The sequence below is a fragment of the Enterococcus sp. DIV1059_2 genome (assembly GCF_051713685.1).
Lineage (GTDB): Bacteria > Bacillota > Bacilli > Lactobacillales > Enterococcaceae > Enterococcus_D > Enterococcus_D casseliflavus.
In genome coordinates this window covers 2,732,368-2,757,204 of record NZ_JBIOQK010000001.1, presented here as the reverse complement: position 1 = coordinate 2,757,204, position 24,837 = coordinate 2,732,368, and the positions used below count along the sequence as shown (strand labels likewise).

The following is a 24,837-nucleotide window of genomic DNA, read 5'->3' as shown; positions in this document are numbered from 1 at the left end:
TTTTGTTTAATTTAATTCAAATGAATCAACTACTACTCCGGGAACGGTTATTTCTCCACCCAAAGCAGAAGTATAAGTGTATTCCCCATAAGAGGTACCTCTAATAGTGATGTAATCATCTTCTAACAGACGATTATTTGATAATTGATCTTCAGAAATCTCAATAAATAGTACTTGATTATAATCATCGTTAACAGCGAATCGGAATTGAGAATGATCTTCTCCTTTAAGTACTTGAATGATTCGTCCAGAAAATTTAACTTTTTCAGCCAAGTAAGTATCAGGATTTCTTGCTAAGTTTTCATAAGTGATACCAGTGTCGTAACTTGCTTTTTCTTCTTCGGCAGCCTTGCGTGCGGCTTCCTCAGCTTCTTGCTTCTGTTTTTCAGCAGCTTCTTTTTCCGCTTGCTCTTTTGCGGCGGCTTCTTCAGCTGCTTTTTTATCAGCTTCTTCTTTCTCTTGCTGTTGTTTCTTTCTAGTTGCTTCGGCCTCGGCAGCAACTTTCTCTAAGGTCGCCTTTGACTTTACAATCACTGTTTTCGTTTCTTTTCCATTTGAAACTTCATATGTGGTATCTTCCGTTTCTGGAAGTGGAGCTGTCATGCTAAATGAACCAGAGGCTGTTGGTTCTATTTCTTTTACTAATTCATTGCCTTGATTTACAGTGATTTTACTTTCTGGATCAGCTTTTCCAGACAAGTTAAAATTATTGTTTTCCAAGTGATGTTGAGGTTGGTATACACTAAACTCAATTACTTCTTCTTTGGTGGAGGATACGGCAATCGATGATGAAGAACTTGATTCCACTGCATCACCACCGTCGCCACCTTGACCGCCACAGCCTGAAAGCACTAAAGTGGCAAATAGCAACCCATATACTACTTTTTTCATTTCTTTTCCTCATTTCTTTGATATAATAATTTTGTAATCTCTCAGAAATGAGTAACCCTTATCGAAGCTGTAACTTCGGTAGGGGATTTTTTATCCATAGTTTAGCATGCTTTCTCGAACGTAACTTTCAAGATTCCACGGTATGTTGTAATACTCCATGAACTTCACTGCATTTAGTTGCTCTCTCTCGAAATCATATTCGTTTGACCAAATAAATAAAAGTATTTCTATGGCAATCCGATTTGCTTCAAATTCCAATTTACGCCTGCTGTAATCTGTGGCGTTGTAATAAGCAGAAAGTTCTTCATGCTTTTTAATGCAATGACCTAATTCGTGGGATATCTCAAAATCTGAATTATTCTCAAGTAGTTTATTGCTTAAAAAAATCACTTTTTCATCCGCAAAATAAATACCGCTTCGATCCATATCCGTAAAAATCAGATTTAAACCCATATCATTTACTATTTTTAATAAATGATGATTAACCTCGCTCATATACACATCACATCGCTTTACTTTTTCTCTGCAGCTCTTTTGGCAGCAAGAACTGACTTTAAAAATTCTACCTCTTCATCTGTTACTGGTTCTCCGTCGAATGCAAATACGCCATGCTTCTGTGCCAAAGAAGTCTTTTCTTCTCTGCCCAATAAATAATCTACACTTACTCCGAAATAATCAGCCAAACGGGCCAATTCAATCGAGTTAGGCGTTTGTCTTTTCCAACTGCCCAAATATCCATTTGAATATCCAAAGTTTATTTCTAGCTGTCTAATAGATAGTCCTTTTTCTTTTGCTAATTCTTTTATTGTTTCGTAAGTATTCATTGATAATTCAACCTTTCTGAATGCTTACAAAAAAAGTTTAGATAAATAATGTAAAAATATTTGACTTATATACATTAATAATCTATACTATGTTTTGTAAACAAGTTTAACAACTAAGAAGACAACAAAAACACCGTTGATTAATAAATGCCAACCGCCAAGAAAGCTTTTAAATCAATGTTTATACGTCTTAATTAACTATGCATTTAGTATAGATTATTAATCTATCTGTGTCAACATAATTTCTAAATCGGTTGTTAAATTTGTTTACAAGTTTATTAGGAAGGAGTTTCAAAATGGCTGACATTGCGGAAATTACCCAAAAAGATAGAGAAAAAATCAAAACGTATGTTGAAAATTCAAATTTCCTAACATACAAGATGCTTGCAGACAGATTCGGAATCGATAAGAGCTACCTGTCTTTAATTTTAAATGGCAAGAGAACATCCGCCGAAGCTAACAAGATTATCGATTCGATTATAGCGATGTATGAACTTTGAGATAGGAGGGAGATTATGCCTGAAATTGATGAAAAAACCATTCAACTTATTTTGAAAAGGTACGTTCCTAAGCGATACCTGAATCAGCGTGAGGCTTGTATCTACGCTGGGACAAGTCCAAAGACTATGAATGCATGGATTAAGCGAGGACTGAAACAAATCGTATTTGATGATGAGAGTAACCCAAAATATGATGTTCGAGATATCGATGCTTTTATGGAAGAACACAAAATCGGGATCGGGAAGTGATTGTATGAACTACAACCTACAACAAGAACTTATGATCCATGCTCTCATCAAAGAAAAGATGAGAACCTTACACGATCAACTTAACGATCGAAAAGTACCACTGACTGACACGCAACGAGATTTATCGATTCGGGAATTAAGGAGTTACCAAGAGTTGATTTATCAGAATCGGCTTAATCGGCAAATAGAATTGAGGTGAGATATATGAAAATCACAATCGAAGCAACACCAGAGGAAATAGCAAAATTGCTCCAAGCTATTGGTAGTAGCAAGGAGCAGAATATACGGAAACATCCTGAAGCTAAGTTTTAGAAGGGAAATCCATTCAGATCAGTTTCTTCATCTTCAATCATCTTAAGGTTTCGTTTAGCAAAGGTTTCTCTGTCAGCGCCTAACACATATTTTCCGTATTCGTTGTATCCATCTTTGTATTGAGTTACGGAAATTAGCTTCCACCCAGACTTCAACAAATCGTTGACATATTTTTCTTCTTTGTTCGAAACCAAGAAACTTTCAATTTGATAAATATCATCATATTCCAAAGTAGCAACCCCCTTATCAATTATTTCAGCCGACCACTGACTGATAAGGAAATTATACCAAAGAAAGGAAAGATTCTATGAAAAGTTTACGAAGGTCAGCGTTCTTGATCACCGTATTCTTTCTAGGCGTTTGGTTCGGAAACCACCGTCAATTGCCAGATTGGGCAGTCATAACATTACCAGTGTCAATCATGTGGTGGTTGATCAAGTATGACGAGATTGCTTATAGAAGACGGTTAAGGAGGGGAGTACAAAATGCTGATAGAAGAAAAGCTTCATCAGTTCCAATGCAAGAGCTGCGATAGAAAGACACTCATCAATGCTTCGGAATTGAAAAAATGCGAGCCGTGGAAAGGTCCCTATTGTACAAAATGTGGCAGACGGCTCAAGGAGATCAAGAAAATATACACAAAAAAATAGCGACTCCGCCGGCAAGCAAAGAGTCGCATACAAAACATATCTGGCTACATTGTAGCACGAGAGGAGAAATTTTCAAATGATTACTATTACAGGACTTAACGATGACATCTATACAGCAATGCTTGGGAACGCTCAAGAGCGAGTAATTGATAACATCATGAATGCTGCCAGCCAAGGGCGCACAAGCATCACAATCGCTAGTAAAGGATTAACGCCAGGGTTCTTGTCTCAACTTCAGAACGAAGGAGTCGACAATCTGGTAGAACAAGACGGACGTTACAAATTGTTTTGGGAATTCTAGGAGGGCTTGCAATGGGCGCGGTAGAAGGAGCTAGGAAACAAATAAGAAAAATGGAACACATTATTGATCAAATCAACGAGGCGGAAGATTTGCTAGTAAGTTTAAAAACACCTGCGTTGCATCCTATCAGTAATGAATTAATGAATGACATCGAAATAGGCATTCCTACTCATTTTATGGGCAGTGGCTATTTAAAAGAAGACGCCAAGTATCGATGTCACCGAGTTCATATTGGAGAAGATCTAGGAATTAAAGATATTCAAGGGCAAATTAGGGATCTGATTGCGGAATCCTGTGAAAAACGAATTGAAGAGTTGAAATCCGAATTGCGGAAAATGATCTTTTACGCTGGTGATCGCCATGAATGATTTTGATTCATTAGGCGCTCGTCAACAGCCGGAAATTGAACCAAAACCGATCGCTGTTGATTGGAAAGGCGAACCACTATATAAGGGCGATGTCGTCTACACAACTGATTTGGGATTGGTTCATGAAGATCAGATTATTGACTACGTAAACGAAAATTACAGAAAAATAAATATTGGAGGAATTTAAAAATGGCAAATGATTTAACTCAAACAACGCAACGTTCATTAGATGAGCAAGTAATTGGCAATCTGGATCGGTTAAAAGATCAAGGGTTAGAAATGCCGCCAAATTACAGCCCACAGAATGCATTGAAGAGTGCTTTCTTCGAACTTACAAATAACACTGCTGGCAACTTGCTTCAAGCAGCTGCTAACAACCAAGAAACGAAGACATCGATTTCTAATGCCCTGTTGGATATGGTTATTCAAGGATTATCACCTGCAAAGAAACAATGCTACTTCATCAAGTATGGAAACAAAGTACAGCTTATGCGTTCATATTTTGGCACCATGGCAGTTCTAGATCGTGTAACAGGCGGAGCTGATATTACCCCTGTAGTCGTACGAAAAGGCGATGATTTTCAAGTGGGGATGGATGGACCAAACATGGTAGTCACTAAACATGAAACCAGTTTTGAAAATCTGGATAACGAAATTGTTGCTGCTTATGTAGTGATCAAACTTGCTAATGGCAAAGAGACTACAACAGTCATGACCAAGAAGCAAATCGATCAGAGTTGGGCTAAGTCAAAAATGAAGGGATCTGGACCTCAAAAAGAATTTCCGGAAGAAATGGCAAAACGTACGGTGATCAACCGAGCAGCTAAAGCTTTAATCAACACGAGCAATGACAATGATTTATTCGTTCAAGCTGCAAAAGATACACTTGAAAATGAATTTGATGATCGTGAAATTAAACCAGCAGAACCAGTTAAGGTCCAAGCAATCGAAAATAAATTACAACAGAAAATGGGCATTAAGCAAGCAGAGCAGATTGAAGAATCAGCACCAATCGAAGAATTGATGAAACCGAAAGAAGCTGTTGAGCAGGAGACGGACGAGCAACCAGTTAATTTGGAATCGTTAGAAAAAGCAGCCGAAGAAGCAGAACCTGTTCAAGGTGATCTTGGTATCATTCCTAACTTTGACAGAGAGGAAGGTGTCAAAGATGAAGGAATCCTCCCAGAAGAAGATTACCCGTTCTAAGATTAAGCTCACTGATGATAATTACTATGGCAATGAAGCAGACTGGCAGTACATGTCGGTATCTCAATACAAAAACTTTCTCAAATGCCCTGCAGCTGCTTTAGCCAAACTAAAAGGTGACTGGCAACCATCATCTGATCCAATCGCTCTACTAGTTGGAAACTACGTCCATTCTTATTTTGAGGATCTAGCTGTTCATGAAAAATTCAAGGAAGAAAATAAAAACAGGATGTTTTCTTCTAGAAAACCTTATGGACTTTTGAAAGGTTTCAAGATCGCTGAACAGATGATCGACCGATTGATTGTCGAAGATGCGTTCCTGAATTTATACCAAGGCGAAAAAGAAGTGATTGTAACTGGGGAACTATTTGGTGTCGAGTGGAAGGGGAAAATTGATTGCTTAAATCTCGAAGATGACTATTTCGTAGATATCAAAACAAGTAAAGATATTCATGAAAGAAAATGGAATGAATTATACGGTCAACGTTGTACTTTCATTGAGAATTTTGGGTACGTCTTGCAGATGGCTGTTTATTGCGAATTACTCAAACAACAATACGGAAAAGATTTCGTTCCTATAATCGCTGCAGTTTCTAAGCAGACACCAAGCGAAGCGAAGTTGATCACGCTGGACGAGGATAAAATGTCGTTCGAGTTAATCAACTTAAGAGACAACATCGATCGTATTCAACGGATAAAAATGGGTGAAGAAAAACCAGAAGCTTGTGGAACTTGTGAGTATTGCCGGGCAAATCAAAGAATAACCGGATTTACAAGTATGAACGACTTGTAAGGTGGTGATTTAAATGGCAGAAGGATGGGTCAAGCTTCACCGAACAATTACTGATAATTGGATATGGGATAATCCCCACTATTTAAAGTGGTGGCTTGATTTGATTCTAATGGCTAACCACAAAGAGAGGAAAATTCTTTTTAACGATTCAATCAGAACTGTTGGCATAGGGGAACGTGTGACATCTGAACAAAAATTATCAGAGCGCTGGGGAGTAAGTCGAAATACCGTTAGAAAGTTTCTAAATTTACTCGTTAAAGACGACATGATTTCTCTAAAAAAATCAAGACAAACTGGGACAACGTACAAAATCAATAACTACAACGTTTATCAAGGTTTTTCAGAAGAAAAAAAACATCAAACTGAACAACGGTCTGAACATCAAAAGGACAACGAACTGAACATAAACAAGAATGAGAAGAATGAGAAGAATGAAAAGAATAATAATAGTCCTCGTAACACACGCAAAAAGCGCGTTTACGCAGACGACGACCCTAATAAAATTCTTGCAAAGACTCTTTTCAAACTAATCAAAAAGAACCAAGACATCAAAGAACCGAACCTTGATGATTGGGCGAATACAATTCGATTAACAATCGAATCAGACAAACGATCAGGTAAGGAAGTTCAAGAAATGATTGTTTGGGCAACGCAAGATGATTTTTGGAAAGGAGTTATTCTTTCAGCGTCGAGTTTAAGAAGGAACTTTGATAAATTGAATGCCCAGAAGAATCGGAAACCCACCAACAAAAAAATAGTACGAGAAGAAAAACTTCCCGATTGGGCACAAGGAGAAGTGCAAGAAACTCAAATATCTCCAGAGCGCCAAGCAGAAATTGACGCAAAACTGGCAGCATACTTGAACAAAGCAAAAAAAGAATAGTATTACGACAGATAAACGATTAAGGGCGGTGTAGCTATTGGTTACAAAAACTAGAAGTAAGTACGGAAATACTAAACATGAAGTAGATGGCATTATCTTTGATTCAAAAGCCGAAGCCAGATACTACAAAATCTTGAAACAAAAAGGGATGAGCTTTCTACCAATATCAGATAATTTTTGCGAAATGCAAAAAAATATGATCTTGCAAGATGGATTCTATAGTGACGGATTGAAGGTAGCGCCAATTCACTATCGAGCGGATTTCGTCATTTATGAAGAAGGCAAGTTGGTTAAGGTAGTCGATGTCAAAGGGTATCAAGATGCAATCTCGATGTTGAAAATGAAGATGTTTGCTAACCGATACGGGTTCCCAGTGACCTTTGCAAAATTCAATTCTAAAACCAATAGATTCGAGGAAATGAGTTGCTTTGAATCAGCTCGTCAGCAGCGTAAAAGAGCAAGCGATCGCCGCAAGAGAAAATTGGAGGGAACCAAGTGATGGAGAAGTCTAAAGAATGGAATGTTCAATTTCTGGACGTAAATGGCGATGTGAAATATCAAATTAGCCAAACCTGTACTGAATCAAAAGCAATAACACTTGCTCGGAAGCTAGAACAGATGTGGCGTACACGACCAGCGAATGAACGAAGTAGCAAGAAAAATTCAACACCGATTGCTGTTCGATCAATGAGGCACTTATGACAAGGAGGGCGAAATTGTTATCAGCAGAAAACAGGTCAAAGATTATCCCTACCGGACTTTACGCAAGAGAGATTGACGAAAGAACACGTCGAGGAGGTAGTTCCGATCCTTATTGGTGTACGAATTGGACGTTCGTTCCTCGGATCAGCGAAAATAAAATAATGCTGATTGATAGCTATTACAAAAGTTATCAGGATAGCATTTTATACGTTCTTGACAATGAAAACATCAATGACTTCACGCTGATTTTTGATTATAGCGATGTTCGGGAAGTGGATCAAACCACCTATCAGGAATATTTAAACGACGATCGATTTTGTGTTGCATGTGATTCTGGCGGCAGAAAATATCCGAAATATTTTGTTAAAAAAACAGCATCACCAGATAAAGAGCGGCAGCTTTATCAAGTAGATAGTGAAATCGAATCACTTGAATCTCAGCTGGAACGACTAAAAGATAAGCGCAATTCGATTATCGAAAGTTAGGAGGAATAAATGTGCTAAACATGAGGGTTTTAGATTACCAAATATCAAGCGATGAAAATTCTGTTTCGGTAAGTAAGGCTAGGATTAGCGAGAAAAATGGTAATGAAGTATCTACACTAGTTGGACATTACCCAACTTTGGAAATGGCAATGAGAGGTGTTCAGAAACACTACACACTCGGTGCCGGAACAGAAATTAAAACTATTGAGGATTACCGCACGGCTTTAACAGAAGTACAAGAAGCTTTTAAAATCGAATTAAAATTGGAGGAAAACAAAAATGACTAAACAAGTAAACTTTCGACCAGAGGTAAAAAAGGCTACATCAAAATCTAACGGAAACGTAGAAGTGCTACTAGTGGTGAACAACGGATCACTGAAAGGCCGCTATGACGATTTGAGCGACTTTTTAGGCAAGACAGTATCAGTTACGATTCAACCTGAAACAGTCGGCTACACGCTCCCTATCAATAAACAGACTAAACGTCCGAACGTCAATTATGCAGTAAATAGCGATGGAACAATTGAGGTCTTAAAAGAAGAACAAACTTCATTAGATGTTGGTGATGGTGTCGAAGAAATTGAAATGGTTGAGATCCAAGTTTCCAAAGATACTATTGATGAATTCATCAAAACCGCTACCTCGTTACCGTTACCTGACAGCATCACAATCAATCCTCGGGACGTTTTAATTCAAATCGAAGAAGGCGAGAAAATTTCCGAAGTAGCTGCTGTTTATGAAATGTCTGAAGATGCATTGATTGATCAGATTGAGATCTCTCGTCAATACTTCGCACCATTCGCTGATACTTGGAGCAAGAAAAAGGATGAAGTTATCTTCAAAGAGTCATCAGGTGATTCGGATGGGGAAGAGTGACGGAAAAATAATTATTCTGGAAGATGCAAAATTCTATTGGAACGTTGGTGTGATTAACCAAGCAAAAGATCTCTTTGATAAAGGGTTTAAGCCTAGCGAAGTTGCTCAAATCATGAATGAGAAATTGATCGATGTTGGTTTATTGTACCTTCACTTGTTGGAAAGTAACCAGATTAAGTAGGTGATCCCATGAAATGCAATCGATGTAAAGGCGAAAGGATTATTTGGGGAAAAGATATGTTTGACCGGGCAGTAGCAATCAACTGTCCGGCCTGCAATAAAGATGGTGCTGCGGTTCGTAAAGAAACAAAGGAGTGGGGAAATGGACATTCTCGAAGTATTTTGGACAAACGTTGACTGGCACTTAACAGCTAAGAACGTGACTTTAAGAAAAACTCACGAAAACGCAAGAAAGAAAAGAGCTGGAATTCAATTACGGACTGTCGAAGATATAGCCAAATCTTTAAAGATCGATGATTATTCGATACTTTTTGAACAAATAGATTGAAATGAGGTCTGCTGTTGAAAAGTGTAGAAAAACTTATCAACCATATTTTGATGGATGTTGAACCGTTAATGGATTCTAAACAACTGAGACGGTTAAATGATGTTTTAACAATTGAGTGTTCGAAATATCTAATTACTGAACAGAAAAATGAGGTTGTGATTTACGATGAAACTTCTGATATTGCAGCATATAAGCAATTCTTCGTTTCTAAGAAGATACAGGGACTTTCAAGCGGAACTTTGAATCTTTACATGCAGACAATCAATCTCTTCATGAGGAGCGTTAGAAAGTCATTCAGTGATGTCACTACGAACGACATTCGATTGTTTATTGCAAACAGGGAAATGATCGATAGGGTCAGCAAAGGCACACTCGCAAGAGAACGAGGTTGTATTGTTCGATTCTTCAAATGGCTGTGCAACGAAGAGTACATCGCAAAAGATCCTGGGGCAAGAGTAGAGAATATCAAAGTGCCGAAACGAAGGAAACAGGAGTTCAGCGAGTTAGAAGTTGAAAAGCTGCGATCAGCAACAGCAAATTCCAAAGAAGCGCTAATAATAGAATTGCTGCTGAGTACCGGATGTCGGGTTTCAGAATTAGTATCACTCAATTTTCGGGATTACGATCAAGAAAATGACTCAATCACAGTGATCGGTAAAGGCAATAAGCAGCGAACACTATACCTGAATGCAAAAGCGAAGATTGCTTTGAACCACTATCTGAAAGACGTGCCACATATCACTGGACCACTATTCTTCGGACAAACAGCGGGCAAGGAAATGACGTCCGCAGGAGTTCAGAAGCTAGTAAAGCGTTTGGGCAATCGAGCAGGTGTGGCAAATGTCCATCCGCATAGATTCAGACGAACTGCAGCAACCTTAGCAAGAAGGCACGGGATGCCGATCGAGTTGGTGATGAACTTCTTAGGCCATGAATCAATTGATACTACGTTGAAATATTCGATGATTGGCGACGAGGAACTCAAGTTGTCTCATCAGAAATTTGTTAGTTAAGAATCGGGAGAAAGATGTATTTTATGGGAGACATAGGCGAATATTGGAAAGATGTAAAACCGTATCTGAAGGAACGAAGAGCCCAACATGTTAATCGTATGGGGAACTCATCATTAAAAAATGTTGTAGCTTTAGGTTTTGAATTTAAGCATTATCCAAATAACCACCAATTTGCGATCAATACGCCGAAAGGCATGATTGATTATTGGGGAACAACTGGTACTTGGATTGATCGAAAAACGAAAAGCCGTGGTAAAGGACTGCATAGTTTAAGGAAATACGTTAGTGGCAGTTAGTCAGTAAGTGGAAGAAATTGTGGAATGAGGTGCAAGATGAAAAAAATGCCTAAGTCATTTGAAAAGAAGCTGCGAAAGTACAACGAACTAAATAATAAATCAGCAGAACTACACGATGAAATCAGCAATCATTTAGATGATGTGGGTGTTCCTTATGACAATCTAGTGGCAACAACTGATCCTTGGTCTAAAGAGCCTAGAACAGAATCTCTTGCTTACATTAATAACTGTGAATGTAAGACAGAAGAGAGTTTGAACGAAGAAATTGAAAGCATTAGGAAAGTCTATGAGTATTTTGTAAATAAATAGGCAACTAACGACAGAGATAAAGGAATGAGGGGAAGAAAATGAAATTCTATATTTCTACTACAGACAGTGAAGGGATCGAGCAATATAGAAATAAGCTTCAAGATTATGACATTACAAGAAACCCTGAAGCCGCTGCTTTTGAAACTAAATGGATTATCAACTTGGGTGATTTAAATGATCTAGTGGAATTAAGCAAAACACTATTACAAGAAATAATTGTGACGACGTCTGATTATCTTCCGGGTGATATATCTGGCTACTTAGAAATCTATGATTATTACAGAGAGTAATTCCACTATTCACCAAAATAACCAACTAAGAAAAGAGATAGCGGAAAAGGAGGAATTTATAATGAATGAATTGCAAGATAAATTTCATTTTGATGAAATTGAAAACAAATTCTATTTTGACGGAAAATTGCTCGCAAAGGTTTTTAAAGATTTAGATGGTGAGTATGGTATTTGGTACAGCAATGACAAAGCCTTATATTTGGGAGCGGTCAAATTATTAGCTGATTGGGAGATAGTAATGTACGAAAAATTCAAGAGTATTCGATAACAATCAGTACACAATATACCAAAATAACCAACTAGAAAGGAGACGGAAAGTGAAATTTTTAGATCTGTTCGCAGGTATCGGTGGTTTCCGTCTTGGAATGGAACAAGCCGGTCATGAATGTATCGGTTTTTGTGAAATAGATAAGTTTGCTCGAGCAAGTTACAAAGCTATTCATAATACAGAAGGAGAGGTGGAAATGCATGACATCACATCAGTTTCAGATGAGTTTATTCGAGGAATCGGAGATATCGACATTATCTGTGGAGGATTTCCGTGTCAGGCTTTCTCAATCGCTGGAAAGCGGCAGGGTTTCGAAGATACTAGAGGAACTCTCTTCTTTGAGATTGCAAGGTTCGCATCTATTCTCAGACCACGGTTTTTATTCCTTGAGAACGTCAAAGGACTGCTCAATCACGAAGGAGGGGCTACGTTCGAGACAATCCTCAGAGCCTTGGATGAACTTGGGTATGATGCGGAATGGGAAGTGCATAACTCTAAAGACTACGTTCCGCAAAACAGGGAGCGAGTTTTCGTTGTCGGACATCTTAGAGGAGAACGTACCGAGCAAGTATTTCCTTTCGAAAGAGATGACAGATCGATTGATCAAAAATATCGAATCAAAAAAATCGGCAACATAAGAAAAAAAGGGAAATCTCAAAGCGGAGATGTCGTATCGATCGATGGTATAGCACCAACGATGTGCAGCACAACTACGCAGAAAGATCCGACAAAAATTGCATTGCCAGTGTTAACGCCTGACAGAATTGAAAAGCGACAAAATGGCAGACGGTTCAAAAACGATGGTGAAGAAATGTTTACACTCACTGCACAAGATCGACACGGAGTTGCTATTCTTCAAAAACCACGAGGATATAACGAAGGAGGATTGCATGATATATCGCCTACCTTATCTTCCCATAGTTGGCATGAGAATAATTTGTTATCGATCGGCGGTGTTTATACAAATGATTCTCAGCGATTTAATAGAGGTGTTCTCCCGGGATTGAGCAGAACTTTAAAAGCTAGCAAATCAGATGCAGGGATTTACGATGGGTTTCAAATACGAAAGCTAACACCTAGAGAATGTTGGCGGCTGCAAGGATTCCCGGATTGGGCGTTTGACCGAGCAAAAGAAGTTAACTCCGATAGCCAACTATATAAGCAAGCAGGCAACTCAGTTACTGTGCCAGTGATACATGATATTGCTAGAAGATTAGTCAGCTATCCGACGAAATAGCAGAAAGCGAGGAATAATCATGAGTAAATTAATAAAAAGATTGAAAGAAGAACGTATTCAGGGAAGCAGCGCTTTACTCAATTACTCGAATTTTGATTATTGGGTAAATTGGGACGATATTGTTGAAATTGTTGAAGATCACGATCAACCGCAACTCAACAAGAATCAGCAGAACTTGATCATCTGGATGCAAGAAAATGAATGCTACAACGGGGATCCACTAGAGTCGATATCTGATTTATTTTTGGAAGGCACGCCAAGCGAGCATTTTCCTGATTTGCCATTAAGTTGCGTAGAAGCTGCTTACCAAAGTTTAAACAATCAACAAAAAGTTGAAATGGTGCAAAAGTATTTAGAACAGTATTCGGAACAGGGGGAAGAGTGATGAATGCTCGCCAAAGAAAGAAAAAACGTAAACAGTGGATTGCTATGATTGACGAAGAAGCTGAACATCAACTGTATTGTGGATACTGCTTAAAAAAGCTTGATTTAAAGAGAAACAAATATGGCATTAAGTATGGATATTGCAACGCTGCATGTTATTTCAGGGATGTTCTTTAATTCCGCAATCGTCAGCGATAGCAAACAGGAGGGATAAGAATGAATTGGCCTGATTTTTGTAAAAAAGTAAGTGAACTGTCTGATAAGTTGCAAAAACTTGATAGTGAGTTAGAACATGGAGAAAATTTTGGCGATGCACTCCGCAGAGAGCACGGTGGCGAGATTAAGTCTAGCAGTTATGAGTTGTGTTTTTGGGATGCGTTTGAAGGAAACAAGAAGTATTTTGGTGTTCCTCGTAAGATCATGGCGAAAGCTATCAATGATGCGAAAGCTGATTTGTTTGAGCAGATTTATGAAGTAGAGAATGAATTACTCGTGTTAGTTCAGGAGCAAGCCAATGAAAGTTAATCATTATACGGTACTAGCTGTTGTATCAATACTGTTAACAATCGCTGGTCTAAGTTGGCTATTCTATACAATTGTGGACCAACAGAAACAGATTGAGCAGTTACAAGAACAGCTGCAGCACGAGCAGATGAAGTACAAGATTATTATCAGCGATCCGTTAGTCAGGGATGCGATGGAAGCAGGGGGATGAGGATGAATGAAGTAACCACTTTATCGTTGCTAGCAATTTGCGGGTATCTTGTTTATCGATTTGGATTATATGCCTATAAAAAGGGATTGTCAGATGGATTCGAGATCGTGAGAGACACACTAAATGACATTGAGGGTTATACAGAACAGCTGCTCGAAAAGCAAGAGCCTGAAAGTTATCGTTTTTATTATGTTAAAGGGAACCATGATGCTACTAAAAAAATAAAAGAGATAGTAACTGATTATGAAAAAATCGGGGGATGAAAAATGGATTTCGCAGTGTTGGTAGCCGTGGCACTTTTTGCCACAGTATTTGCAAGTGTGATTTTCGGTAAAGAATTAGATGAAAAGGAGAAGCAAGCCATTGCCAAAGAAAAAATCGAAAGTAAAAAAGAAGAAGCGCAAGTTGCTAGAAAAAGCCAAGGTAAATGGAACATTAAATAAAAAGGTCCTTGGTAAGACATTGAAGAGTTTGATCATTGATGAAGAACATCAACATGGCTCGCATTTTGATAAATAAAAAAAGCCACTACCTTTTGGGTAAGTGACCTGTGACAAGACTATTTTACCATAAAGGGGTGGCGTTTGTGAGATTTCAATGGCTTAAAAACTACCAAGACTTAGAAGAACAAATACTCTTCATGAAATGGAATCTTAACAAGAGTAGGTTGGAATTAGATCGATGGGTCAACGGTGATTTAGCAAACGTGCGCCTTGAAAGGAATTCAAGATCATCATCGTTGGAAGAGAACATCAGGATCATAGAGAATGAACTGGCGCTGCTTGAAAAAGAAAAAGTCGAACTGTTGGAATTGATCGATTCATTCAGCGGAGCAGATGTCCAAATTGTAAAGTTAAAGTATATTGATGACATGGATGTTTATGATATAGCAGATGCTACAGGATACAGCGTATCCTATATCAGAAAGCGGCATACAGAGATTCGCAAGACATTATCATTCGTGGATGAGTATGAAGCACGGCGAGAGGAACGCTTGAAGAAGCAAGAAGAAATGGACTACTATTCAGCAGTCCAGGATCAGTTGAGCTTGTTTTGACATTGCCACAAAATGCGACCTCAAAGCCTGTGTATATTTCTTGATTTAAACGGGTTATAGTAATAGCGTAGAAGAAACGGAGAGCCGGTTGTTGGACTACTCACACTAATCCAAATACCGAAAGGGGGCTAATCCCTCATCGCTTTACTTCTTTGACGGATACGAAAGACAGCACAATTTTTTGAAAGAGGTGGATCATCTCATTTCGAAATTCGCTAGTGCTGTCTTTTTGTTATTGCTTTCATTGGTAGCAAATTGTATGATTTGCTTGAATGGAGGTGAGAAAACATGAATGATTATTCGTACGAAATTGAGCAAGTATTGTTAAGAAGTTTAGGCACAGAGGATCGCGGTTCTTATTATGGTATATATGCTGATTCAGCAAACAACACAGAAGGGGTTTGGAATATGACTTGGGCAGTTTTAACTGCACATCATTTTAAAAATCCGGAACACTCAAATCTAATTAATTCTTTTTTGGATGAAAATTATGATTTGAAGTTTGATAACAAAATTCGAAAAGATTGGGATAATAAAAGAATGGAAATCTTTTTATCCGATTTGAAAAATCTCTTAGATACAATATCATAAATAGTTTGAATACTGAAAGGCATCCATCTGGGTGTCTTTTTTTTGGTACATAAAAAGGAGAGTTGATCATGAATAAACCACAAGATCATAAAAAGAAATCTGTTCCAGAAAAACAAGACGACTACATCAAGATGCTAACTCAGTTAAGAGAAGAGAAGGACATGGATGCTATTGCTGAACTGTTCTGGAAAGTCATTACGGCATACGGACTGAAGGTAGATGAACTTGCAGCACTGAATTACTACACGATGAAGCGATCGCTTGAGGCTCCTGTTAATGCAACGTTTATAAAAGAACGTATGAACCTCGATGTTACACAGCTTGGAGTAGACGGTATCTTACAAGTGCAGCGTGCGTTGGTAAATGTTTACGTTGAGCAACTTGCCAAAAATCAATGATACCTGTTGTAAAAACCAAAGCGGATCGTGCTAGGTTTTATGGATCGACTAAGTGGAGAAATCTAAGGCAGGCAATACTTGAAAGGGATCACTACGAATGTTTGTGGTGTAAAGACGAAGGTAGACTGACCACGCAGTATGATTCGATACTGGAAGTCGATCACATCAAAGAGTTAGAAACAAATCCAGAGCTGGCGTTTGAGCCAGACAATCTAAGAACGTTATGCAAGGACTGCCACAACAAACGACATGATCGAATGAACTATCGTGGGCAACCAAAGAAAAGAAAGTGGGATGATGAGTGGTGGTAAGTGACAACCTAAGAAAACAGAATCCCAAAAATGAATAGAAAAGTAAACCAAAGTGGGGACCAACATACCCCCGGTCAAATTATTTTGGGGTCAAATCCCAATCTAGGGAACCGGTGGGAGGGGTCAACTGTCCAAATTTATGACTAAATTTTTTTTGCTAGGGGGGTGAGAGCCTTTGAAGATGTCAGATTTAAAGAAACAGTTGCTGAGACAGATAGACGTAAACGATCAGATGGAACTTGAAAAAGTTGAGAGATACCTTGATTTAGTTAGGCTTTATCGAAAAATGGATAAAGCTGTTAAGCAATACGGACCAATAGTCGAAGGCTTTAACGGCACTCAAACGTATCTTAAAACTAACCCAGCAATCGCTCAAAAAGTTACGATTTCTCGTGCAATTATTGCTCTTGGTAAAGACCTTAACCTTGATGATTTGAACGGTAAAGTAGTCACTGATAATCAAGATGATTACGATGAGAGTGATCTAACATGATTCATCAAAAACACGTTGATTACTATATCGAGCAATTCAAATCAGGGAAAATAAAGTTTAACAAAGAGCGAGCAAATTTAATTGAGTATTTAGAACGTGATGTTCTTAGTCGGGATGATGTTTACTTCGATGATGTGATGATTGATAAGTGCATTGCTTATGGTGAGAAATGGTATTTCCCAATGCAACCATTCCAGAAGTTCTTAATCGCATTTATCTTTTTTTATTTCAAAAAGAATGACCGGAATGTTTACCGCAAGTTCCTTTGGATGTTTGGTCGTGGTGGAGGTAAAAACGGGTTGCTATCTGTGGTCCTAAACTTTCTACAAACAGAAATGCATGGCATTATGGACTACAATGTCTCGATTGTTGCTAATAGTGAGGATCAAGCGAAAACTTCATTCGAAGAGATATACAATACAATCAAACGGAATAAGACGTTACAAAAAGCTTTTGAATATGGAAAGTCAGTGATCACCAGCAAAAAGACTGGAAGCAAGATAAAATTTCGTACTAGTAACGGCGATACAAAAGATGGATTACGTGATGGAGCAGTAGCATTTGATGAAATCCATCGATACGAATCGAACAAAGATGTAAAAGTCCATATTAGTGGGCTTGGTAAACGCCCGAACCCGAGGGAGTTTTATGTGGGTACTGACGGTTATGTTCGTGAGGGATTCTTGGACAACATGAAAGAAAAAGCGAAAAGAGTGTTGAGCGGTTCGGTCCGTTTCAATGCTCTTTTTCCTTTCATTTGCAAACTGGACTCAGAGGAGCAGGTCAATGATCCTGACAACTGGGAATTAGCCAATCCTATGTTTCATCAGCCACTATCTGAATATGCGGACAATCTTTACGAAACTGTTATGGAAGAATACGAGGATTTGGAAGACGACCCAAGCAACCGAGAAGAGTTCATGACTAAACGTATGAATTTACCTGTCACAGACCTAGAACGATCGGTGGCTAGTCGTGAAGAAATTCTGGCAACAAACAGACCATTCCCAACAAACCTAATCGGCAAACAAGCTATTGGCGGTTTAGACTATGCCAGTCTGCGTGATTTCGCCGCTTGTGGGCTTTTGTTTCGTGATGGGGATGATTATGTATTCAAGACCCATTCGTTCGTTAGAAAGCAATTTGTGGACATTTACTACGGGTATTCTCGTAAAGCTTCTGAAACTACAAAAGAAAAATTTGCACCAATTAGGGAATGGGAAGAAAAAGGGTTGCTGACGGTCATAGATGGGCCCACAATCGATCCTAAAACAGTTGTCGGCTGGTTTGTTGAGCAACGGGAAAAGTACGGCATAACGAAAATAGTAGCCGATAATTTTCGGATGGATTTATTGCGACCATTGTTTTTGGAGGAAGGATTTGAAATCGAAGTGATTAGAAATCCAACAGCAGCTGATAATTTACTAGCGCCAAGGATTGAAGATGCATTTGCCAATAATCACATTATCTTTGGTGATAATCCATTGATGCGCTGGTACACGAACAATGTACTAGTTAAGACTAACGGTGATGGGAATAAATCATACAAGAAGAAAGAAGAGGTTCGGCGTAAAACAGACGGATTCAAGGCTTTTGAATACTGTCTATGGCGTGCTGATGAAATCATTGACTACGACTATGATGATGCCTTTGATATGTTGGATGAAATCGAATTTTAGAAAGCGAGTGATCTAATTGAAAATCGATTATAGAACTGGAAAAAAGATTGAAAAAGCCTTGGGCTTCGAATTGAGGTACTTTCAAATGCAGTATTTGCTTGGTGAAACAACATTAAATAGTGATTATAGGCATCAAGGTAATTCGACAATCTTTGCTGTTAAGAAATTAATTTGCAAGGAGGGGGAATACGATTTAAACACTAGTGATGTTGGTCTGTTCATTGACTACCGAGGAGGTAGTTTTAGAATGCAAAAAATAATGCGTCCAATGATTAAAGAACTTAACCAAAAATTAATTTCAGCCGGATTAAAAACGTGTGCAATAGGAGAGTGATTATTATGTATAAACCACAATATCTAAACGTTGAGCGAAAAACAAAAAACGTGATGGCCGGCAACATGGTTTATTTCACTAAAGTAACTACAACGCCTTTGGGTTACAAGAAGAAACCACCTGAACAGGTCCAAAATAAATCAGGTAGGCGATTTGCCGGAAAGTGAAGGTGATCCATATATCTAATCCAATTGAAAGGTGGTGAAAATATGTGAGTTTATTTGATGTTTTTAAGCAGTCCATTCGAAATGAAGAACCCTCAGACTGGATTCCTGACCTCGTCTATGGTGATGATGAGTCCGCTCGAGCATATCTTAAAATCATGGCAAAGAACACAGTACTAGATTTTGTCGCAAGGACAATGTCCACGCTGGAAGTAAAATTCAAAAACAAAGATGGTACTGCTGACTGGGAATACATTTTGAATGTTCGGCCCAACAATGATATGTCGGCTGCAACCTTCTGGGAAAAGTTTTTCTACCGACTTATGGACGACAACGAAGTGCTGGTCATTTTTACTGAAGATAACCAATTGCTGATAGCTGATGATTTTTCTCGTACGGAATATGCTGTTTATGATGATGTGTTCACTGGCGTAACAGTAAAGAACTATGTATTTCAAAAAAGCTTTAATATGTCAGATGTGATCTATATTGAATACAACAATGATAAACTTGATCGTTTTACAAAGGGCTTGTTCGAGGACTATTCCGAGTTATTTGGGCGAATCATTGAAATTGCAATGCGAAACAATCAAATTCGTGGATCGGTGTCTATCGATTCAACCGGAAGTATTAACGAAGAAAAAGGAAAAGACGGCAAGACACGAAGTCAAAGATTACAAGAGTATATTGACAAGGTCTACAATGCATTCAAAACAAAATCCGTAGCAATTGTAGCAAAAATCAAAGGATTCGAGTACGAGGAATACACTAACAAACAAGGGGTTTCCAATCAATCATTGGATGAGCTGAACAAAATGAAAACATCGTTGATAGATGATGTAGCCAACGCCATAGGAGTTCCTACGGCGCTTATTTATGGTGAAAAAGCTGAACTTGATTCTAACCTTCAAGCCTTTCGGAAGTTGTGTATCGCACCACTGATGAAGAAGCTTCAGGATGAATTAATGGCGAAAATCATTACTAAAAAAGAATACAAGAACGGCGAACGTATCAAAGTTTCTAAAGTATTGCCTGTCAGCATTCTGGAAAATGCTACTCAGATTGATAAGATCGTCTCTTCTGGAACGTTCTTGCGTGATGAAGTACGTGAAGTGACTGACTATGATCCGTTGCCGAATGGCGAAGGACAGCAACTGATAATGACTAAAAACTATGAAAAAGTAACGAAAGGGGGTGAGAACGAAAATGCCGAAAGTTAAAAAAGTACCGTTTCAATTTACCAACGAAATACAAAATGGTAAGCACATTCTCACCTTGAGTGGCAATGTCCAAAAGAAATATTGGCGTGACGATGATGTCATTAATGCGAAAGATATCCGAGAATCACTGGATACAGTCACAGATGATATCGTGATCAAACTGAATAGTCCTGGCGGCGATGTGTTTGAAGGGATTGAAATTTACAACTACCTAAAAGATCACCCATCAAATGTCACTGTCGAAGTAACTGGTTTGGCAGCCAGTGCCGCAACTTTCATCATTGCTGGCGCTGACGAAGTGATCATGAATGTTGGCACTTCATTGATGATTCACGAAGCTTCAACATTTGCTTGGGGAAACAAACAGGATATCCAAAAAACACTGAACGCTTTAGAAACTATCGATGATTCAATTCTGGCAATTTATTCTGATAAGACCGGTCAATCTGCTGACCAATTACGGGAATGGATGAATGAAGAAAAATGGTTCACGGCAGATGAAGCTGTAGAGTTTGGATTTGCTAATTCTGTTAAACGTGCCGAATCTCAAGATGAACCGCAGCATATTGCTTCAATGATTCAAGATGCCGTTGCAGTTGCTATGGCTAATTTAAGCCAACCTGTAACAAATCAAGTTGAACAAGAACCAAAACCAAAATCATTAATCGCACGATTGCGAAAAGGAGAATAAATTATGTTAAAAATTACAGATAAAACTGCAGATGCGAAGAAAGTCTTTAACGCTATTTCTGCAAAAGAAGATGCAACACCTGAACAAGTAAACGATGCTTTAGAAGCTTATGTCACAGCCATTGCAGAAGATGCAGGAAAACAAGTACGGGAAGAATATAACGAATTAAAAAACGTTACTGATAATCGTGTCTTAGAAGCACGCGGCATTCCGACTTTAACTGCAGAAGAAACAAAATTCTATAACGAAGCAGTTAAAACTGGCGGGTTTGATTCTGATCTGGTTTGGCCAGAAACTATTTTGGAACGTGTTTTCGAAAACTTGCAAAAAGATCACCCTATTTTAGGTATCATCAACTTCACGCCCACTGTTGGTCGGGTCAAAGTAATTCGTGCTCGTCGATCAGGTGTTGCGGTATTCGGGCCATTGCACAAAGATTTAGAAGGGCAATTGGACGCTAAGTTTGGAGCTGCTGAATTTGTTCAACTTGCATTAACTGCATTTTTCTTGATTTCGAATGACACACTTGACTTGGGTCCACGTTGGATTGATCGTTTCATCAACATTTCTTTAACCGAAGCTGTTCGTGATATCTGGGCAGAAAAAGTAATCACTGGTACAGGAAACGATGAACCTGTAGGCTTGCTTAAAGATCTTGATGGTGCAGTAACTGGTGGTGAATATCCTGATAAGGCAGCAGCCGGAACTTTGACATTTGCAAAAAATACTATTGTTACCGAACTTGCTGGCGTAATGAAGAAGTTGTCTAAGTACACTTATAAAATCGATAAAAACGATGCTGGAACTACTGAATACCGAAAAGTATCTGGGAATGTCTATTTGATTGTTAATCCAGTCAACTACTACGATATTATTGCTGCAGTAACTTTTGCGAACCTTAACAACGTTTACGGTTCAAATATGCCTTTCATCAACGTTGATCATATTATTGAATCTGTCGACGTACCAGAAAATAAATTGATCGCATTTGTTGGCGGCGAATACGAGGCAACACAATCTCGCCCAGAAAAAGTGTATGTTTACAAAGAAACATTTGCGATGAAACGTGCAACGCTATACGCAATTGATATGTTGGGTAATGGCTACCCAACGAACAACGATGCTGCTCAAGTCTACAATTTAGACTTCACGCCAGAGCAAGGTGGCTCGGGGGAGTAGTAACGCCTAACGCTCGTATGGCGACTGTAGACTATTCTAGCCTTACGGTTCCAGAACTAAAAGCGTTGTTAGACGAGCGTGCAATTGATTATGCAAGCAACGCTAAGAAGCAAGATTTGATTGATCTATTGGAGGGATGATGAATGAACGAGAAGATATTCATTGATGAGTTCAAAGATCGTTTTCGTATTTTTCATTCTTCCGAAGATGAAGGTATCGGAAAGCAACTGGAAAGTGGGTTTGCCGATATCAAATCGATCATTGGAGAGTTCGATCCTACAAAGTATGAAAAGGGTAAAGAGTTGGTTTATGAGCGTACTCGTTATTTAAGAAACGAGGCGCTCGAATACTTTTATGACAACTTCCAGATGATGATCATGGATGCTTCGATAGATTTAGTAGGTGATCAAGTTGCCGATTAAAACAAAATATGAAAGACCAGAAATTGTAGCCGGTGATTTGAATACGCCGGTTACTTTTTTTGAAGTAAAACCAAACGATGGACCTGAACCGGGTGAACAAGAAAACAAGAAATTGTATTACTGCACTTGCTTAGTCTACAACCCTTCTTCCAAGGATAGGGATATTCTTAGCGGCAAAGGAACAAAGAAAGCTGTCACAATCAAGATTCGAGATCCATTCACAGACTATTTGCCAAACAATGCGCATAAAGTAGTCTTGGATGATTTCCGATACAAAGATGATGTGTGGGATATTGTAGATTTTGCGCCAGATGTGGAAAATAATGATTTTCTTAAAATCATCTTGGGGGTGACCTCATGAGCGTTTCAGTTAAAGGTGTGGACGAGATACTAAAGAATCTCGAAGCCAAGTTGGGTCCGGCAAGAACCAACAGGATCGTGAATAAGTCGCTTAGAAACTATGGAAAAAAATTGCAACAAGATGTTCAAGAGGCGGTATCCAGTTACATGGATACTGGGGAAACGCATGACACAGTAATTGTTTCCGGAGTTAAAAAAGGACCGCCTAAAACGATCGAAGTTGGTTGGGGTCAAGGTTCAAGGTGGCGCTTAATCCATTTAAGTGAGTTTGGCTATACTCGCTTTGGTAAGTATATTAGCCCTAGAGGAATGGGAAAATTGCAAGGTGTTGTTGATAAAACAGAAGGATCTGCATTTGAAGAGATGCGGTCGGATTTGGAGGAATTAGCACGATGAAAGATATGATGATGGAAGTCTACAATGTTTTATCTGCTGATCCTACGATTGCAAAAGAGGTGACTGCAAAAAATATCAAATTCTATGAAGTACCTGAAAGCTTCGATTCGACCAAACCTTTTATTATAATCGATACACCACTTGGGCCGCCAACTAGTGCTTACTATGCTGCCAACAAAGAGATGTCGCAAACGTTTAGTTATCAAATTAATGTTGAAACTCAATCAAGGATTTTGACGAAAGAAATTGCTAAAGCAGTGAAAGCTGCGATGTGGGAATTCGGTTATGCCCAGTTAAATGGTGGGCTTGACGAATATTTTCCTGAAACAAAACGCTTTGTGGATGCAAGGCGGTATAGAAAAAACACACAAATTCATGACACTGATTATTAATCGGTGTCTATTTTATTAGGAGGAATTTATAAATGGAAACTTATGGTTTTGATAAATTATCGGTTCGAAAACTTACCACAGCATTGGAACCAGATACAGCAGCGGAAATTCACGTTTTAGAAGGTAAACAAAAAGAAGGTGGACCAACTGCCTTCGACTTAACAGGTCTATCCAAAGAAGCAGTGAAAGTATTTGCTGGTAACGTTGAATACTACTTGGCTAGAAAAGGAACTGGGTCAGTAGCCGCAAATTTTGGTTTGCTAGATGTACCTGTAGAAGTTGAGCAAGAAATCTTAGGATTGATCAGAATGGCAGAAGGTATCGACGGCTTTGGTGATGAAACAGAGCCTCCGTATATGGCAGCTGTAGCTGAAGCGGAGGATTTATATGGTGAACCAGTAGCGTTTGCTATGGTAGCCGGTTCGTTTAACCGTGATGGTTTTTCATTGGCCACTAAAAACGATGAAGATTTTACACCAGAAGCGGGCGAGTATGTTTACAACGCAATCTCTCGGAAAGTCAAAATTGACACGAATGAAAAGACGGTAAAAGTCTTGCGTGCTTTTGGAGAAGAAGCAGTTACTAAAATGAAAACTGCTGTACTTGGTGAGCCTGTTACTCCTCCAAGTGGCGGCGGACAGTAATATGACAAAGGTTAGTCTTCGGACTAGCCTTTTTATTTTTGATTAATAGGAGGAATTATACATGTCAGAAATTGGAAAAGAAATCAGATTGGATTTAATGATCAATGGAACAAGAAAGACCTTCACACAAAGCCACGTGCCTTATTCAAAAGCTTTGGATTACACGGATGGTGAAGCAAAACTTTTTAAGAAGGATGACGATGGCAATGAGGTTGCTCCTCCAGCCAGAGTGCTTACTGAATTCCGCGCTGATTTTGTAGCAGGCCTGTTTGATGATAAAGATTTAACAGGCACCGTCCTTTTAGATGGTATCGATGCATGGGACAGAGATTTGATCATGGAAATCATTATGTATCGTGTCTTAGGTTACGAGAAAGACGTGGAAGAATCAGATCCAACAGATAAGAAAGACCCAAAAGGAAAAAAGGACGGAAAATAAGTTCGTC

At 38.7% G+C, this 24,837-nt stretch carries 50 protein-coding genes; 46 read left to right on the top strand and 4 right to left on the bottom strand.

Features of this window, described 5'->3' with window-relative positions; genetic code table 11:
• Positions 1-6: 6 nt before the first annotated feature.
• From IGI72_RS13070 to IGI72_RS13060, 3 genes are all read right to left on the bottom strand, one after another.
• Entirely contained in the window at positions 7-891 is an 885-nt protein-coding gene (locus tag IGI72_RS13070; protein WP_438754521.1) for a hypothetical protein, read from the bottom strand.
• Between the two features lie 90 nt (positions 892-981).
• Positions 982-1,386 (bottom strand): ImmA/IrrE family metallo-endopeptidase, encoded by a 405-nt coding sequence (locus IGI72_RS13065; protein WP_438754519.1) that lies wholly within the window; start codon positions 1,384-1,386, stop codon positions 982-984.
• A gap of 17 nt (positions 1,387-1,403) precedes the next feature.
• Entirely contained in the window at positions 1,404-1,715 is a 312-nt protein-coding gene (locus tag IGI72_RS13060; protein ID WP_412273604.1) for a helix-turn-helix domain-containing protein, read from the bottom strand.
• 296 nt (positions 1,716-2,011) lie between these two features.
• Between IGI72_RS13060 and IGI72_RS13055 the strand changes: the two genes are divergently transcribed.
• The 3 genes from IGI72_RS13055 to IGI72_RS13045 are packed head-to-tail and all read left to right on the top strand — an operon-like array spanning position 2,012 to position 2,663.
• Positions 2,012-2,215, top strand: coding sequence for a hypothetical protein (locus IGI72_RS13055; RefSeq protein ID WP_148394822.1), 204 nt, complete (start codon positions 2,012-2,014; stop codon positions 2,213-2,215).
• 15 nt (positions 2,216-2,230) lie between these two features.
• Positions 2,231-2,464: a DNA-binding protein gene (locus IGI72_RS13050; RefSeq protein ID WP_438754516.1), complete on the top strand. Its 234-nt coding sequence runs from the start codon at positions 2,231-2,233 to the stop codon at positions 2,462-2,464.
• A gap of 4 nt (positions 2,465-2,468) precedes the next feature.
• Positions 2,469-2,663: a hypothetical protein gene (locus IGI72_RS13045; protein WP_195265953.1), complete on the top strand. Its 195-nt coding sequence runs from the start codon at positions 2,469-2,471 to the stop codon at positions 2,661-2,663.
• Between the two features lie 109 nt (positions 2,664-2,772).
• Here the strand turns inward: IGI72_RS13045 and IGI72_RS13040 are convergent, their stop codons facing one another.
• A complete protein-coding gene (locus IGI72_RS13040) occupies positions 2,773-3,006 on the bottom strand; it encodes a hypothetical protein (RefSeq protein ID WP_194188121.1) in 234 nt (77 codons plus the stop codon).
• 77 nt (positions 3,007-3,083) lie between these two features.
• Between IGI72_RS13040 and IGI72_RS13035 the strand changes: the two genes are divergently transcribed.
• From IGI72_RS13035 to gpG, 43 genes are all read left to right on the top strand, one after another.
• Positions 3,084-3,311: a hypothetical protein gene (locus IGI72_RS13035; RefSeq protein ID WP_438754514.1), complete on the top strand. Its 228-nt coding sequence runs from the start codon at positions 3,084-3,086 to the stop codon at positions 3,309-3,311.
• A gap of 191 nt (positions 3,312-3,502) precedes the next feature.
• Positions 3,503-3,727 carry a hypothetical protein gene (locus IGI72_RS13030; protein ID WP_438754512.1) on the top strand — a complete coding sequence of 75 codons (225 nt, stop codon included), beginning with the start codon at positions 3,503-3,505 and terminating at the stop codon, positions 3,725-3,727.
• Positions 3,728-3,738: 11 nt separating this feature from the next.
• Positions 3,739-4,095, top strand: coding sequence for a hypothetical protein (locus tag IGI72_RS13025; RefSeq protein ID WP_438754510.1), 357 nt, complete (start codon positions 3,739-3,741; stop codon positions 4,093-4,095).
• Positions 4,088-4,282 (top strand): hypothetical protein, encoded by a 195-nt coding sequence (locus IGI72_RS13020; protein WP_438754508.1) that lies wholly within the window; start codon positions 4,088-4,090, stop codon positions 4,280-4,282. The genes IGI72_RS13025 and IGI72_RS13020 overlap by 8 nt, the downstream gene beginning before the upstream one ends.
• 2 nt (positions 4,283-4,284) lie before the next feature.
• Positions 4,285-5,301, top strand: a complete 1,017-nt coding sequence (locus tag IGI72_RS13015) for a recombinase RecT (RefSeq protein WP_438754506.1) — start codon at positions 4,285-4,287, stop codon at positions 5,299-5,301.
• Positions 5,264-6,094: a PD-(D/E)XK nuclease-like domain-containing protein gene (locus tag IGI72_RS13010; protein ID WP_438754504.1), complete on the top strand. Its 831-nt coding sequence runs from the start codon at positions 5,264-5,266 to the stop codon at positions 6,092-6,094. Before IGI72_RS13015 ends, IGI72_RS13010 begins: the two co-directional genes overlap by 38 nt.
• A 13-nt stretch (positions 6,095-6,107) precedes the next feature.
• Positions 6,108-6,977 (top strand): hypothetical protein, encoded by an 870-nt coding sequence (locus tag IGI72_RS13005; RefSeq protein WP_438754502.1) that lies wholly within the window; start codon positions 6,108-6,110, stop codon positions 6,975-6,977.
• 37 nt (positions 6,978-7,014) lie between these two features.
• Positions 7,015-7,476, top strand: coding sequence for a DUF1064 domain-containing protein (locus IGI72_RS13000; protein ID WP_438754500.1), 462 nt, complete (start codon positions 7,015-7,017; stop codon positions 7,474-7,476).
• 217 nt (positions 7,477-7,693) lie between these two features.
• On the top strand, positions 7,694-8,164 hold the full coding sequence (locus tag IGI72_RS12995) for a hypothetical protein (protein WP_438754498.1): 471 nt from the start codon (positions 7,694-7,696) through the stop codon (positions 8,162-8,164).
• Positions 8,165-8,175: 11 nt separating this feature from the next.
• A complete protein-coding gene (locus IGI72_RS12990; protein WP_438754497.1) occupies positions 8,176-8,451 on the top strand; it encodes a hypothetical protein in 276 nt (91 codons plus the stop codon).
• The gene (locus IGI72_RS12985; RefSeq protein WP_438754495.1) at positions 8,444-9,040 is read left to right on the top strand and encodes a hypothetical protein; all 597 of its coding nucleotides are present in this window, start codon (positions 8,444-8,446) and stop codon (positions 9,038-9,040) included. The genes IGI72_RS12990 and IGI72_RS12985 overlap by 8 nt, the downstream gene beginning before the upstream one ends.
• Entirely contained in the window at positions 9,027-9,221 is a 195-nt protein-coding gene (locus IGI72_RS12980) for a hypothetical protein (protein WP_438754493.1), read from the top strand. Before IGI72_RS12985 ends, IGI72_RS12980 begins: the two co-directional genes overlap by 14 nt.
• A gap of 141 nt (positions 9,222-9,362) precedes the next feature.
• Positions 9,363-9,548 carry a hypothetical protein gene (locus tag IGI72_RS12975; RefSeq protein WP_438754491.1) on the top strand — a complete coding sequence of 62 codons (186 nt, stop codon included), beginning with the start codon at positions 9,363-9,365 and terminating at the stop codon, positions 9,546-9,548.
• A gap of 14 nt (positions 9,549-9,562) precedes the next feature.
• Positions 9,563-10,561 carry a tyrosine-type recombinase/integrase gene (locus IGI72_RS12970; protein ID WP_438754489.1) on the top strand — a complete coding sequence of 333 codons (999 nt, stop codon included), beginning with the start codon at positions 9,563-9,565 and terminating at the stop codon, positions 10,559-10,561.
• 23 nt (positions 10,562-10,584) lie between these two features.
• Positions 10,585-10,857 carry a hypothetical protein gene (locus IGI72_RS12965; protein ID WP_438754487.1) on the top strand — a complete coding sequence of 91 codons (273 nt, stop codon included), beginning with the start codon at positions 10,585-10,587 and terminating at the stop codon, positions 10,855-10,857.
• Positions 10,858-10,893: 36 nt separating this feature from the next.
• Positions 10,894-11,166, top strand: a complete 273-nt coding sequence (locus IGI72_RS12960) for a hypothetical protein (protein WP_438754485.1) — start codon at positions 10,894-10,896, stop codon at positions 11,164-11,166.
• 38 nt (positions 11,167-11,204) lie between these two features.
• Positions 11,205-11,456 (top strand): hypothetical protein, encoded by a 252-nt coding sequence (locus tag IGI72_RS12955; protein ID WP_438754483.1) that lies wholly within the window; start codon positions 11,205-11,207, stop codon positions 11,454-11,456.
• 61 nt (positions 11,457-11,517) lie between these two features.
• Complete coding sequence (locus IGI72_RS12950; protein ID WP_438754481.1) at positions 11,518-11,724, top strand: hypothetical protein; 207 nt, start codon at positions 11,518-11,520, stop codon at positions 11,722-11,724.
• A gap of 49 nt (positions 11,725-11,773) precedes the next feature.
• Entirely contained in the window at positions 11,774-12,961 is a 1,188-nt protein-coding gene (gene dcm, locus IGI72_RS12945) for a DNA (cytosine-5-)-methyltransferase (protein ID WP_438754479.1), read from the top strand.
• Between the two features lie 19 nt (positions 12,962-12,980).
• Positions 12,981-13,346: a hypothetical protein gene (locus IGI72_RS12940; protein ID WP_438754477.1), complete on the top strand. Its 366-nt coding sequence runs from the start codon at positions 12,981-12,983 to the stop codon at positions 13,344-13,346.
• A complete protein-coding gene (locus tag IGI72_RS12935; protein WP_438754475.1) occupies positions 13,346-13,522 on the top strand; it encodes a hypothetical protein in 177 nt (58 codons plus the stop codon). The genes IGI72_RS12940 and IGI72_RS12935 overlap by 1 nt, the downstream gene beginning before the upstream one ends.
• Positions 13,523-13,561: 39 nt before the next feature.
• Positions 13,562-13,870 (top strand): hypothetical protein, encoded by a 309-nt coding sequence (locus IGI72_RS12930; RefSeq protein ID WP_438754473.1) that lies wholly within the window; start codon positions 13,562-13,564, stop codon positions 13,868-13,870.
• Entirely contained in the window at positions 13,860-14,060 is a 201-nt protein-coding gene (locus IGI72_RS12925; protein WP_438754471.1) for a hypothetical protein, read from the top strand. Before IGI72_RS12930 ends, IGI72_RS12925 begins: the two co-directional genes overlap by 11 nt.
• Positions 14,061-14,062: 2 nt before the next feature.
• Positions 14,063-14,323: a hypothetical protein gene (locus tag IGI72_RS12920; protein ID WP_438754469.1), complete on the top strand. Its 261-nt coding sequence runs from the start codon at positions 14,063-14,065 to the stop codon at positions 14,321-14,323.
• Positions 14,324-14,326: 3 nt separating this feature from the next.
• Positions 14,327-14,503 (top strand): hypothetical protein, encoded by a 177-nt coding sequence (locus tag IGI72_RS12915; protein ID WP_312778999.1) that lies wholly within the window; start codon positions 14,327-14,329, stop codon positions 14,501-14,503.
• A 143-nt stretch (positions 14,504-14,646) separates the two neighbouring features.
• A complete protein-coding gene (locus IGI72_RS12910; RefSeq protein WP_438754466.1) occupies positions 14,647-15,117 on the top strand; it encodes a hypothetical protein in 471 nt (156 codons plus the stop codon).
• Positions 15,118-15,405: 288 nt separating this feature from the next.
• On the top strand, positions 15,406-15,708 hold the full coding sequence (locus tag IGI72_RS12905; RefSeq protein ID WP_438754464.1) for a hypothetical protein: 303 nt from the start codon (positions 15,406-15,408) through the stop codon (positions 15,706-15,708).
• A 68-nt stretch (positions 15,709-15,776) separates the two neighbouring features.
• A complete protein-coding gene (locus tag IGI72_RS12900; protein WP_438754462.1) occupies positions 15,777-16,106 on the top strand; it encodes a hypothetical protein in 330 nt (109 codons plus the stop codon).
• Positions 16,103-16,417 carry an HNH endonuclease gene (locus IGI72_RS12895; protein ID WP_438754460.1) on the top strand — a complete coding sequence of 105 codons (315 nt, stop codon included), beginning with the start codon at positions 16,103-16,105 and terminating at the stop codon, positions 16,415-16,417. Before IGI72_RS12900 ends, IGI72_RS12895 begins: the two co-directional genes overlap by 4 nt.
• A 181-nt stretch (positions 16,418-16,598) precedes the next feature.
• Complete coding sequence (locus IGI72_RS12890) at positions 16,599-16,910, top strand: P27 family phage terminase small subunit (RefSeq protein WP_010736761.1); 312 nt, start codon at positions 16,599-16,601, stop codon at positions 16,908-16,910.
• Positions 16,907-18,589, top strand: a complete 1,683-nt coding sequence (locus IGI72_RS12885; RefSeq protein ID WP_438754458.1) for a terminase TerL endonuclease subunit — start codon at positions 16,907-16,909, stop codon at positions 18,587-18,589. Before IGI72_RS12890 ends, IGI72_RS12885 begins: the two co-directional genes overlap by 4 nt.
• A gap of 16 nt (positions 18,590-18,605) precedes the next feature.
• Positions 18,606-18,923 carry a hypothetical protein gene (locus IGI72_RS12880; protein ID WP_432351486.1) on the top strand — a complete coding sequence of 106 codons (318 nt, stop codon included), beginning with the start codon at positions 18,606-18,608 and terminating at the stop codon, positions 18,921-18,923.
• A gap of 5 nt (positions 18,924-18,928) precedes the next feature.
• Entirely contained in the window at positions 18,929-19,090 is a 162-nt protein-coding gene (locus tag IGI72_RS12875) for a hypothetical protein (protein ID WP_438754456.1), read from the top strand.
• Positions 19,091-19,134: 44 nt separating this feature from the next.
• Positions 19,135-20,307, top strand: a complete 1,173-nt coding sequence (locus IGI72_RS12870; protein ID WP_354018519.1) for a phage portal protein — start codon at positions 19,135-19,137, stop codon at positions 20,305-20,307.
• A complete protein-coding gene (locus IGI72_RS12865) occupies positions 20,294-20,998 on the top strand; it encodes a head maturation protease, ClpP-related (protein ID WP_438754454.1) in 705 nt (234 codons plus the stop codon). The genes IGI72_RS12870 and IGI72_RS12865 overlap by 14 nt, the downstream gene beginning before the upstream one ends.
• A 3-nt stretch (positions 20,999-21,001) precedes the next feature.
• On the top strand, positions 21,002-22,177 hold the full coding sequence (locus IGI72_RS12860; RefSeq protein WP_272017353.1) for a phage major capsid protein: 1,176 nt from the start codon (positions 21,002-21,004) through the stop codon (positions 22,175-22,177).
• Between the two features lie 17 nt (positions 22,178-22,194).
• Complete coding sequence (locus tag IGI72_RS12855; protein ID WP_071859285.1) at positions 22,195-22,317, top strand: HeH/LEM domain-containing protein; 123 nt, start codon at positions 22,195-22,197, stop codon at positions 22,315-22,317.
• Between the two features lie 3 nt (positions 22,318-22,320).
• Positions 22,321-22,599: a phage gp6-like head-tail connector protein gene (locus IGI72_RS12850; protein WP_428271901.1), complete on the top strand. Its 279-nt coding sequence runs from the start codon at positions 22,321-22,323 to the stop codon at positions 22,597-22,599.
• Positions 22,589-22,960: a phage head-tail adapter protein gene (locus IGI72_RS12845; protein ID WP_194185611.1), complete on the top strand. Its 372-nt coding sequence runs from the start codon at positions 22,589-22,591 to the stop codon at positions 22,958-22,960. The genes IGI72_RS12850 and IGI72_RS12845 overlap by 11 nt, the downstream gene beginning before the upstream one ends.
• Positions 22,957-23,355 (top strand): hypothetical protein, encoded by a 399-nt coding sequence (locus IGI72_RS12840; protein ID WP_438754451.1) that lies wholly within the window; start codon positions 22,957-22,959, stop codon positions 23,353-23,355. Before IGI72_RS12845 ends, IGI72_RS12840 begins: the two co-directional genes overlap by 4 nt.
• The gene (locus IGI72_RS12835; RefSeq protein WP_201689690.1) at positions 23,352-23,747 is read left to right on the top strand and encodes a hypothetical protein; all 396 of its coding nucleotides are present in this window, start codon (positions 23,352-23,354) and stop codon (positions 23,745-23,747) included. The genes IGI72_RS12840 and IGI72_RS12835 overlap by 4 nt, the downstream gene beginning before the upstream one ends.
• A gap of 32 nt (positions 23,748-23,779) precedes the next feature.
• Positions 23,780-24,391 (top strand): phage tail protein, encoded by a 612-nt coding sequence (locus IGI72_RS12830; RefSeq protein ID WP_438754449.1) that lies wholly within the window; start codon positions 23,780-23,782, stop codon positions 24,389-24,391.
• A 61-nt stretch (positions 24,392-24,452) separates the two neighbouring features.
• Positions 24,453-24,830 (top strand): phage tail assembly chaperone G, encoded by a 378-nt coding sequence (gene gpG, locus IGI72_RS12825; protein ID WP_438754447.1) that lies wholly within the window; start codon positions 24,453-24,455, stop codon positions 24,828-24,830.
• Positions 24,831-24,837: the final 7 nt, after the last annotated feature.

Coding starts and splice junctions, on each gene's coding strand:
- IGI72_RS13025 (WP_438754510.1), top strand. CDS start 3,739: ATGGGCGCGGTAGAAGGAGCTAGGAAACAAATAAGAAAAATGGAACAC.
- IGI72_RS12850 (WP_428271901.1), top strand. CDS start 22,321: ATGAACGAGAAGATATTCATTGATGAGTTCAAAGATCGTTTTCGTATT.
- IGI72_RS13055 (WP_148394822.1), top strand. CDS start 2,012: ATGGCTGACATTGCGGAAATTACCCAAAAAGATAGAGAAAAAATCAAA.
- IGI72_RS12915 (WP_312778999.1), top strand. CDS start 14,327: ATGGATTTCGCAGTGTTGGTAGCCGTGGCACTTTTTGCCACAGTATTT.
- IGI72_RS12930 (WP_438754473.1), top strand. CDS start 13,562: ATGAATTGGCCTGATTTTTGTAAAAAAGTAAGTGAACTGTCTGATAAG.
- IGI72_RS12940 (WP_438754477.1), top strand. CDS start 12,981: ATGAGTAAATTAATAAAAAGATTGAAAGAAGAACGTATTCAGGGAAGC.
- IGI72_RS12830 (WP_438754449.1), top strand. CDS start 23,780: ATGGAAACTTATGGTTTTGATAAATTATCGGTTCGAAAACTTACCACA.
- IGI72_RS12905 (WP_438754464.1), top strand. CDS start 15,406: ATGAATGATTATTCGTACGAAATTGAGCAAGTATTGTTAAGAAGTTTA.
- IGI72_RS13020 (WP_438754508.1), top strand. CDS start 4,088: ATGAATGATTTTGATTCATTAGGCGCTCGTCAACAGCCGGAAATTGAA.
- IGI72_RS12975 (WP_438754491.1), top strand. CDS start 9,363: ATGGACATTCTCGAAGTATTTTGGACAAACGTTGACTGGCACTTAACA.
- IGI72_RS12860 (WP_272017353.1), top strand. CDS start 21,002: ATGTTAAAAATTACAGATAAAACTGCAGATGCGAAGAAAGTCTTTAAC.
- IGI72_RS12865 (WP_438754454.1), top strand. CDS start 20,294: ATGCCGAAAGTTAAAAAAGTACCGTTTCAATTTACCAACGAAATACAA.
- IGI72_RS12925 (WP_438754471.1), top strand. CDS start 13,860: ATGAAAGTTAATCATTATACGGTACTAGCTGTTGTATCAATACTGTTA.
- IGI72_RS12960 (WP_438754485.1), top strand. CDS start 10,894: ATGAAAAAAATGCCTAAGTCATTTGAAAAGAAGCTGCGAAAGTACAAC.
- IGI72_RS12920 (WP_438754469.1), top strand. CDS start 14,063: ATGAATGAAGTAACCACTTTATCGTTGCTAGCAATTTGCGGGTATCTT.
- IGI72_RS12985 (WP_438754495.1), top strand. CDS start 8,444: ATGACTAAACAAGTAAACTTTCGACCAGAGGTAAAAAAGGCTACATCA.
- IGI72_RS12965 (WP_438754487.1), top strand. CDS start 10,585: ATGGGAGACATAGGCGAATATTGGAAAGATGTAAAACCGTATCTGAAG.
- IGI72_RS13010 (WP_438754504.1), top strand. CDS start 5,264: ATGAAGGAATCCTCCCAGAAGAAGATTACCCGTTCTAAGATTAAGCTC.
- IGI72_RS12855 (WP_071859285.1), top strand. CDS start 22,195: ATGGCGACTGTAGACTATTCTAGCCTTACGGTTCCAGAACTAAAAGCG.
- IGI72_RS12835 (WP_201689690.1), top strand. CDS start 23,352: ATGAAAGATATGATGATGGAAGTCTACAATGTTTTATCTGCTGATCCT.
- IGI72_RS12950 (WP_438754481.1), top strand. CDS start 11,518: ATGAATGAATTGCAAGATAAATTTCATTTTGATGAAATTGAAAACAAA.
- IGI72_RS13050 (WP_438754516.1), top strand. CDS start 2,231: ATGCCTGAAATTGATGAAAAAACCATTCAACTTATTTTGAAAAGGTAC.
- IGI72_RS12935 (WP_438754475.1), top strand. CDS start 13,346: ATGAATGCTCGCCAAAGAAAGAAAAAACGTAAACAGTGGATTGCTATG.
- IGI72_RS13005 (WP_438754502.1), top strand. CDS start 6,108: ATGGCAGAAGGATGGGTCAAGCTTCACCGAACAATTACTGATAATTGG.
- IGI72_RS12840 (WP_438754451.1), top strand. CDS start 22,957: ATGAGCGTTTCAGTTAAAGGTGTGGACGAGATACTAAAGAATCTCGAA.
- IGI72_RS12955 (WP_438754483.1), top strand. CDS start 11,205: ATGAAATTCTATATTTCTACTACAGACAGTGAAGGGATCGAGCAATAT.
- IGI72_RS13045 (WP_195265953.1), top strand. CDS start 2,469: ATGAACTACAACCTACAACAAGAACTTATGATCCATGCTCTCATCAAA.
- IGI72_RS13070 (WP_438754521.1), bottom strand. CDS start 891: ATGAAAAAAGTAGTATATGGGTTGCTATTTGCCACTTTAGTGCTTTCA.
- IGI72_RS12900 (WP_438754462.1), top strand. CDS start 15,777: ATGAATAAACCACAAGATCATAAAAAGAAATCTGTTCCAGAAAAACAA.
- IGI72_RS12980 (WP_438754493.1), top strand. CDS start 9,027: ATGGGGAAGAGTGACGGAAAAATAATTATTCTGGAAGATGCAAAATTC.
- IGI72_RS13035 (WP_438754514.1), top strand. CDS start 3,084: ATGAAAAGTTTACGAAGGTCAGCGTTCTTGATCACCGTATTCTTTCTA.
- IGI72_RS13060 (WP_412273604.1), bottom strand. CDS start 1,715: ATGAATACTTACGAAACAATAAAAGAATTAGCAAAAGAAAAAGGACTA.
- IGI72_RS13030 (WP_438754512.1), top strand. CDS start 3,503: ATGATTACTATTACAGGACTTAACGATGACATCTATACAGCAATGCTT.
- IGI72_RS13065 (WP_438754519.1), bottom strand. CDS start 1,386: ATGAGCGAGGTTAATCATCATTTATTAAAAATAGTAAATGATATGGGT.
- IGI72_RS12875 (WP_438754456.1), top strand. CDS start 18,929: ATGTATAAACCACAATATCTAAACGTTGAGCGAAAAACAAAAAACGTG.
- IGI72_RS12885 (WP_438754458.1), top strand. CDS start 16,907: ATGATTCATCAAAAACACGTTGATTACTATATCGAGCAATTCAAATCA.
- gpG (WP_438754447.1), top strand. CDS start 24,453: ATGTCAGAAATTGGAAAAGAAATCAGATTGGATTTAATGATCAATGGA.
- IGI72_RS13015 (WP_438754506.1), top strand. CDS start 4,285: ATGGCAAATGATTTAACTCAAACAACGCAACGTTCATTAGATGAGCAA.
- IGI72_RS12895 (WP_438754460.1), top strand. CDS start 16,103: ATGATACCTGTTGTAAAAACCAAAGCGGATCGTGCTAGGTTTTATGGA.
- IGI72_RS12890 (WP_010736761.1), top strand. CDS start 16,599: ATGTCAGATTTAAAGAAACAGTTGCTGAGACAGATAGACGTAAACGAT.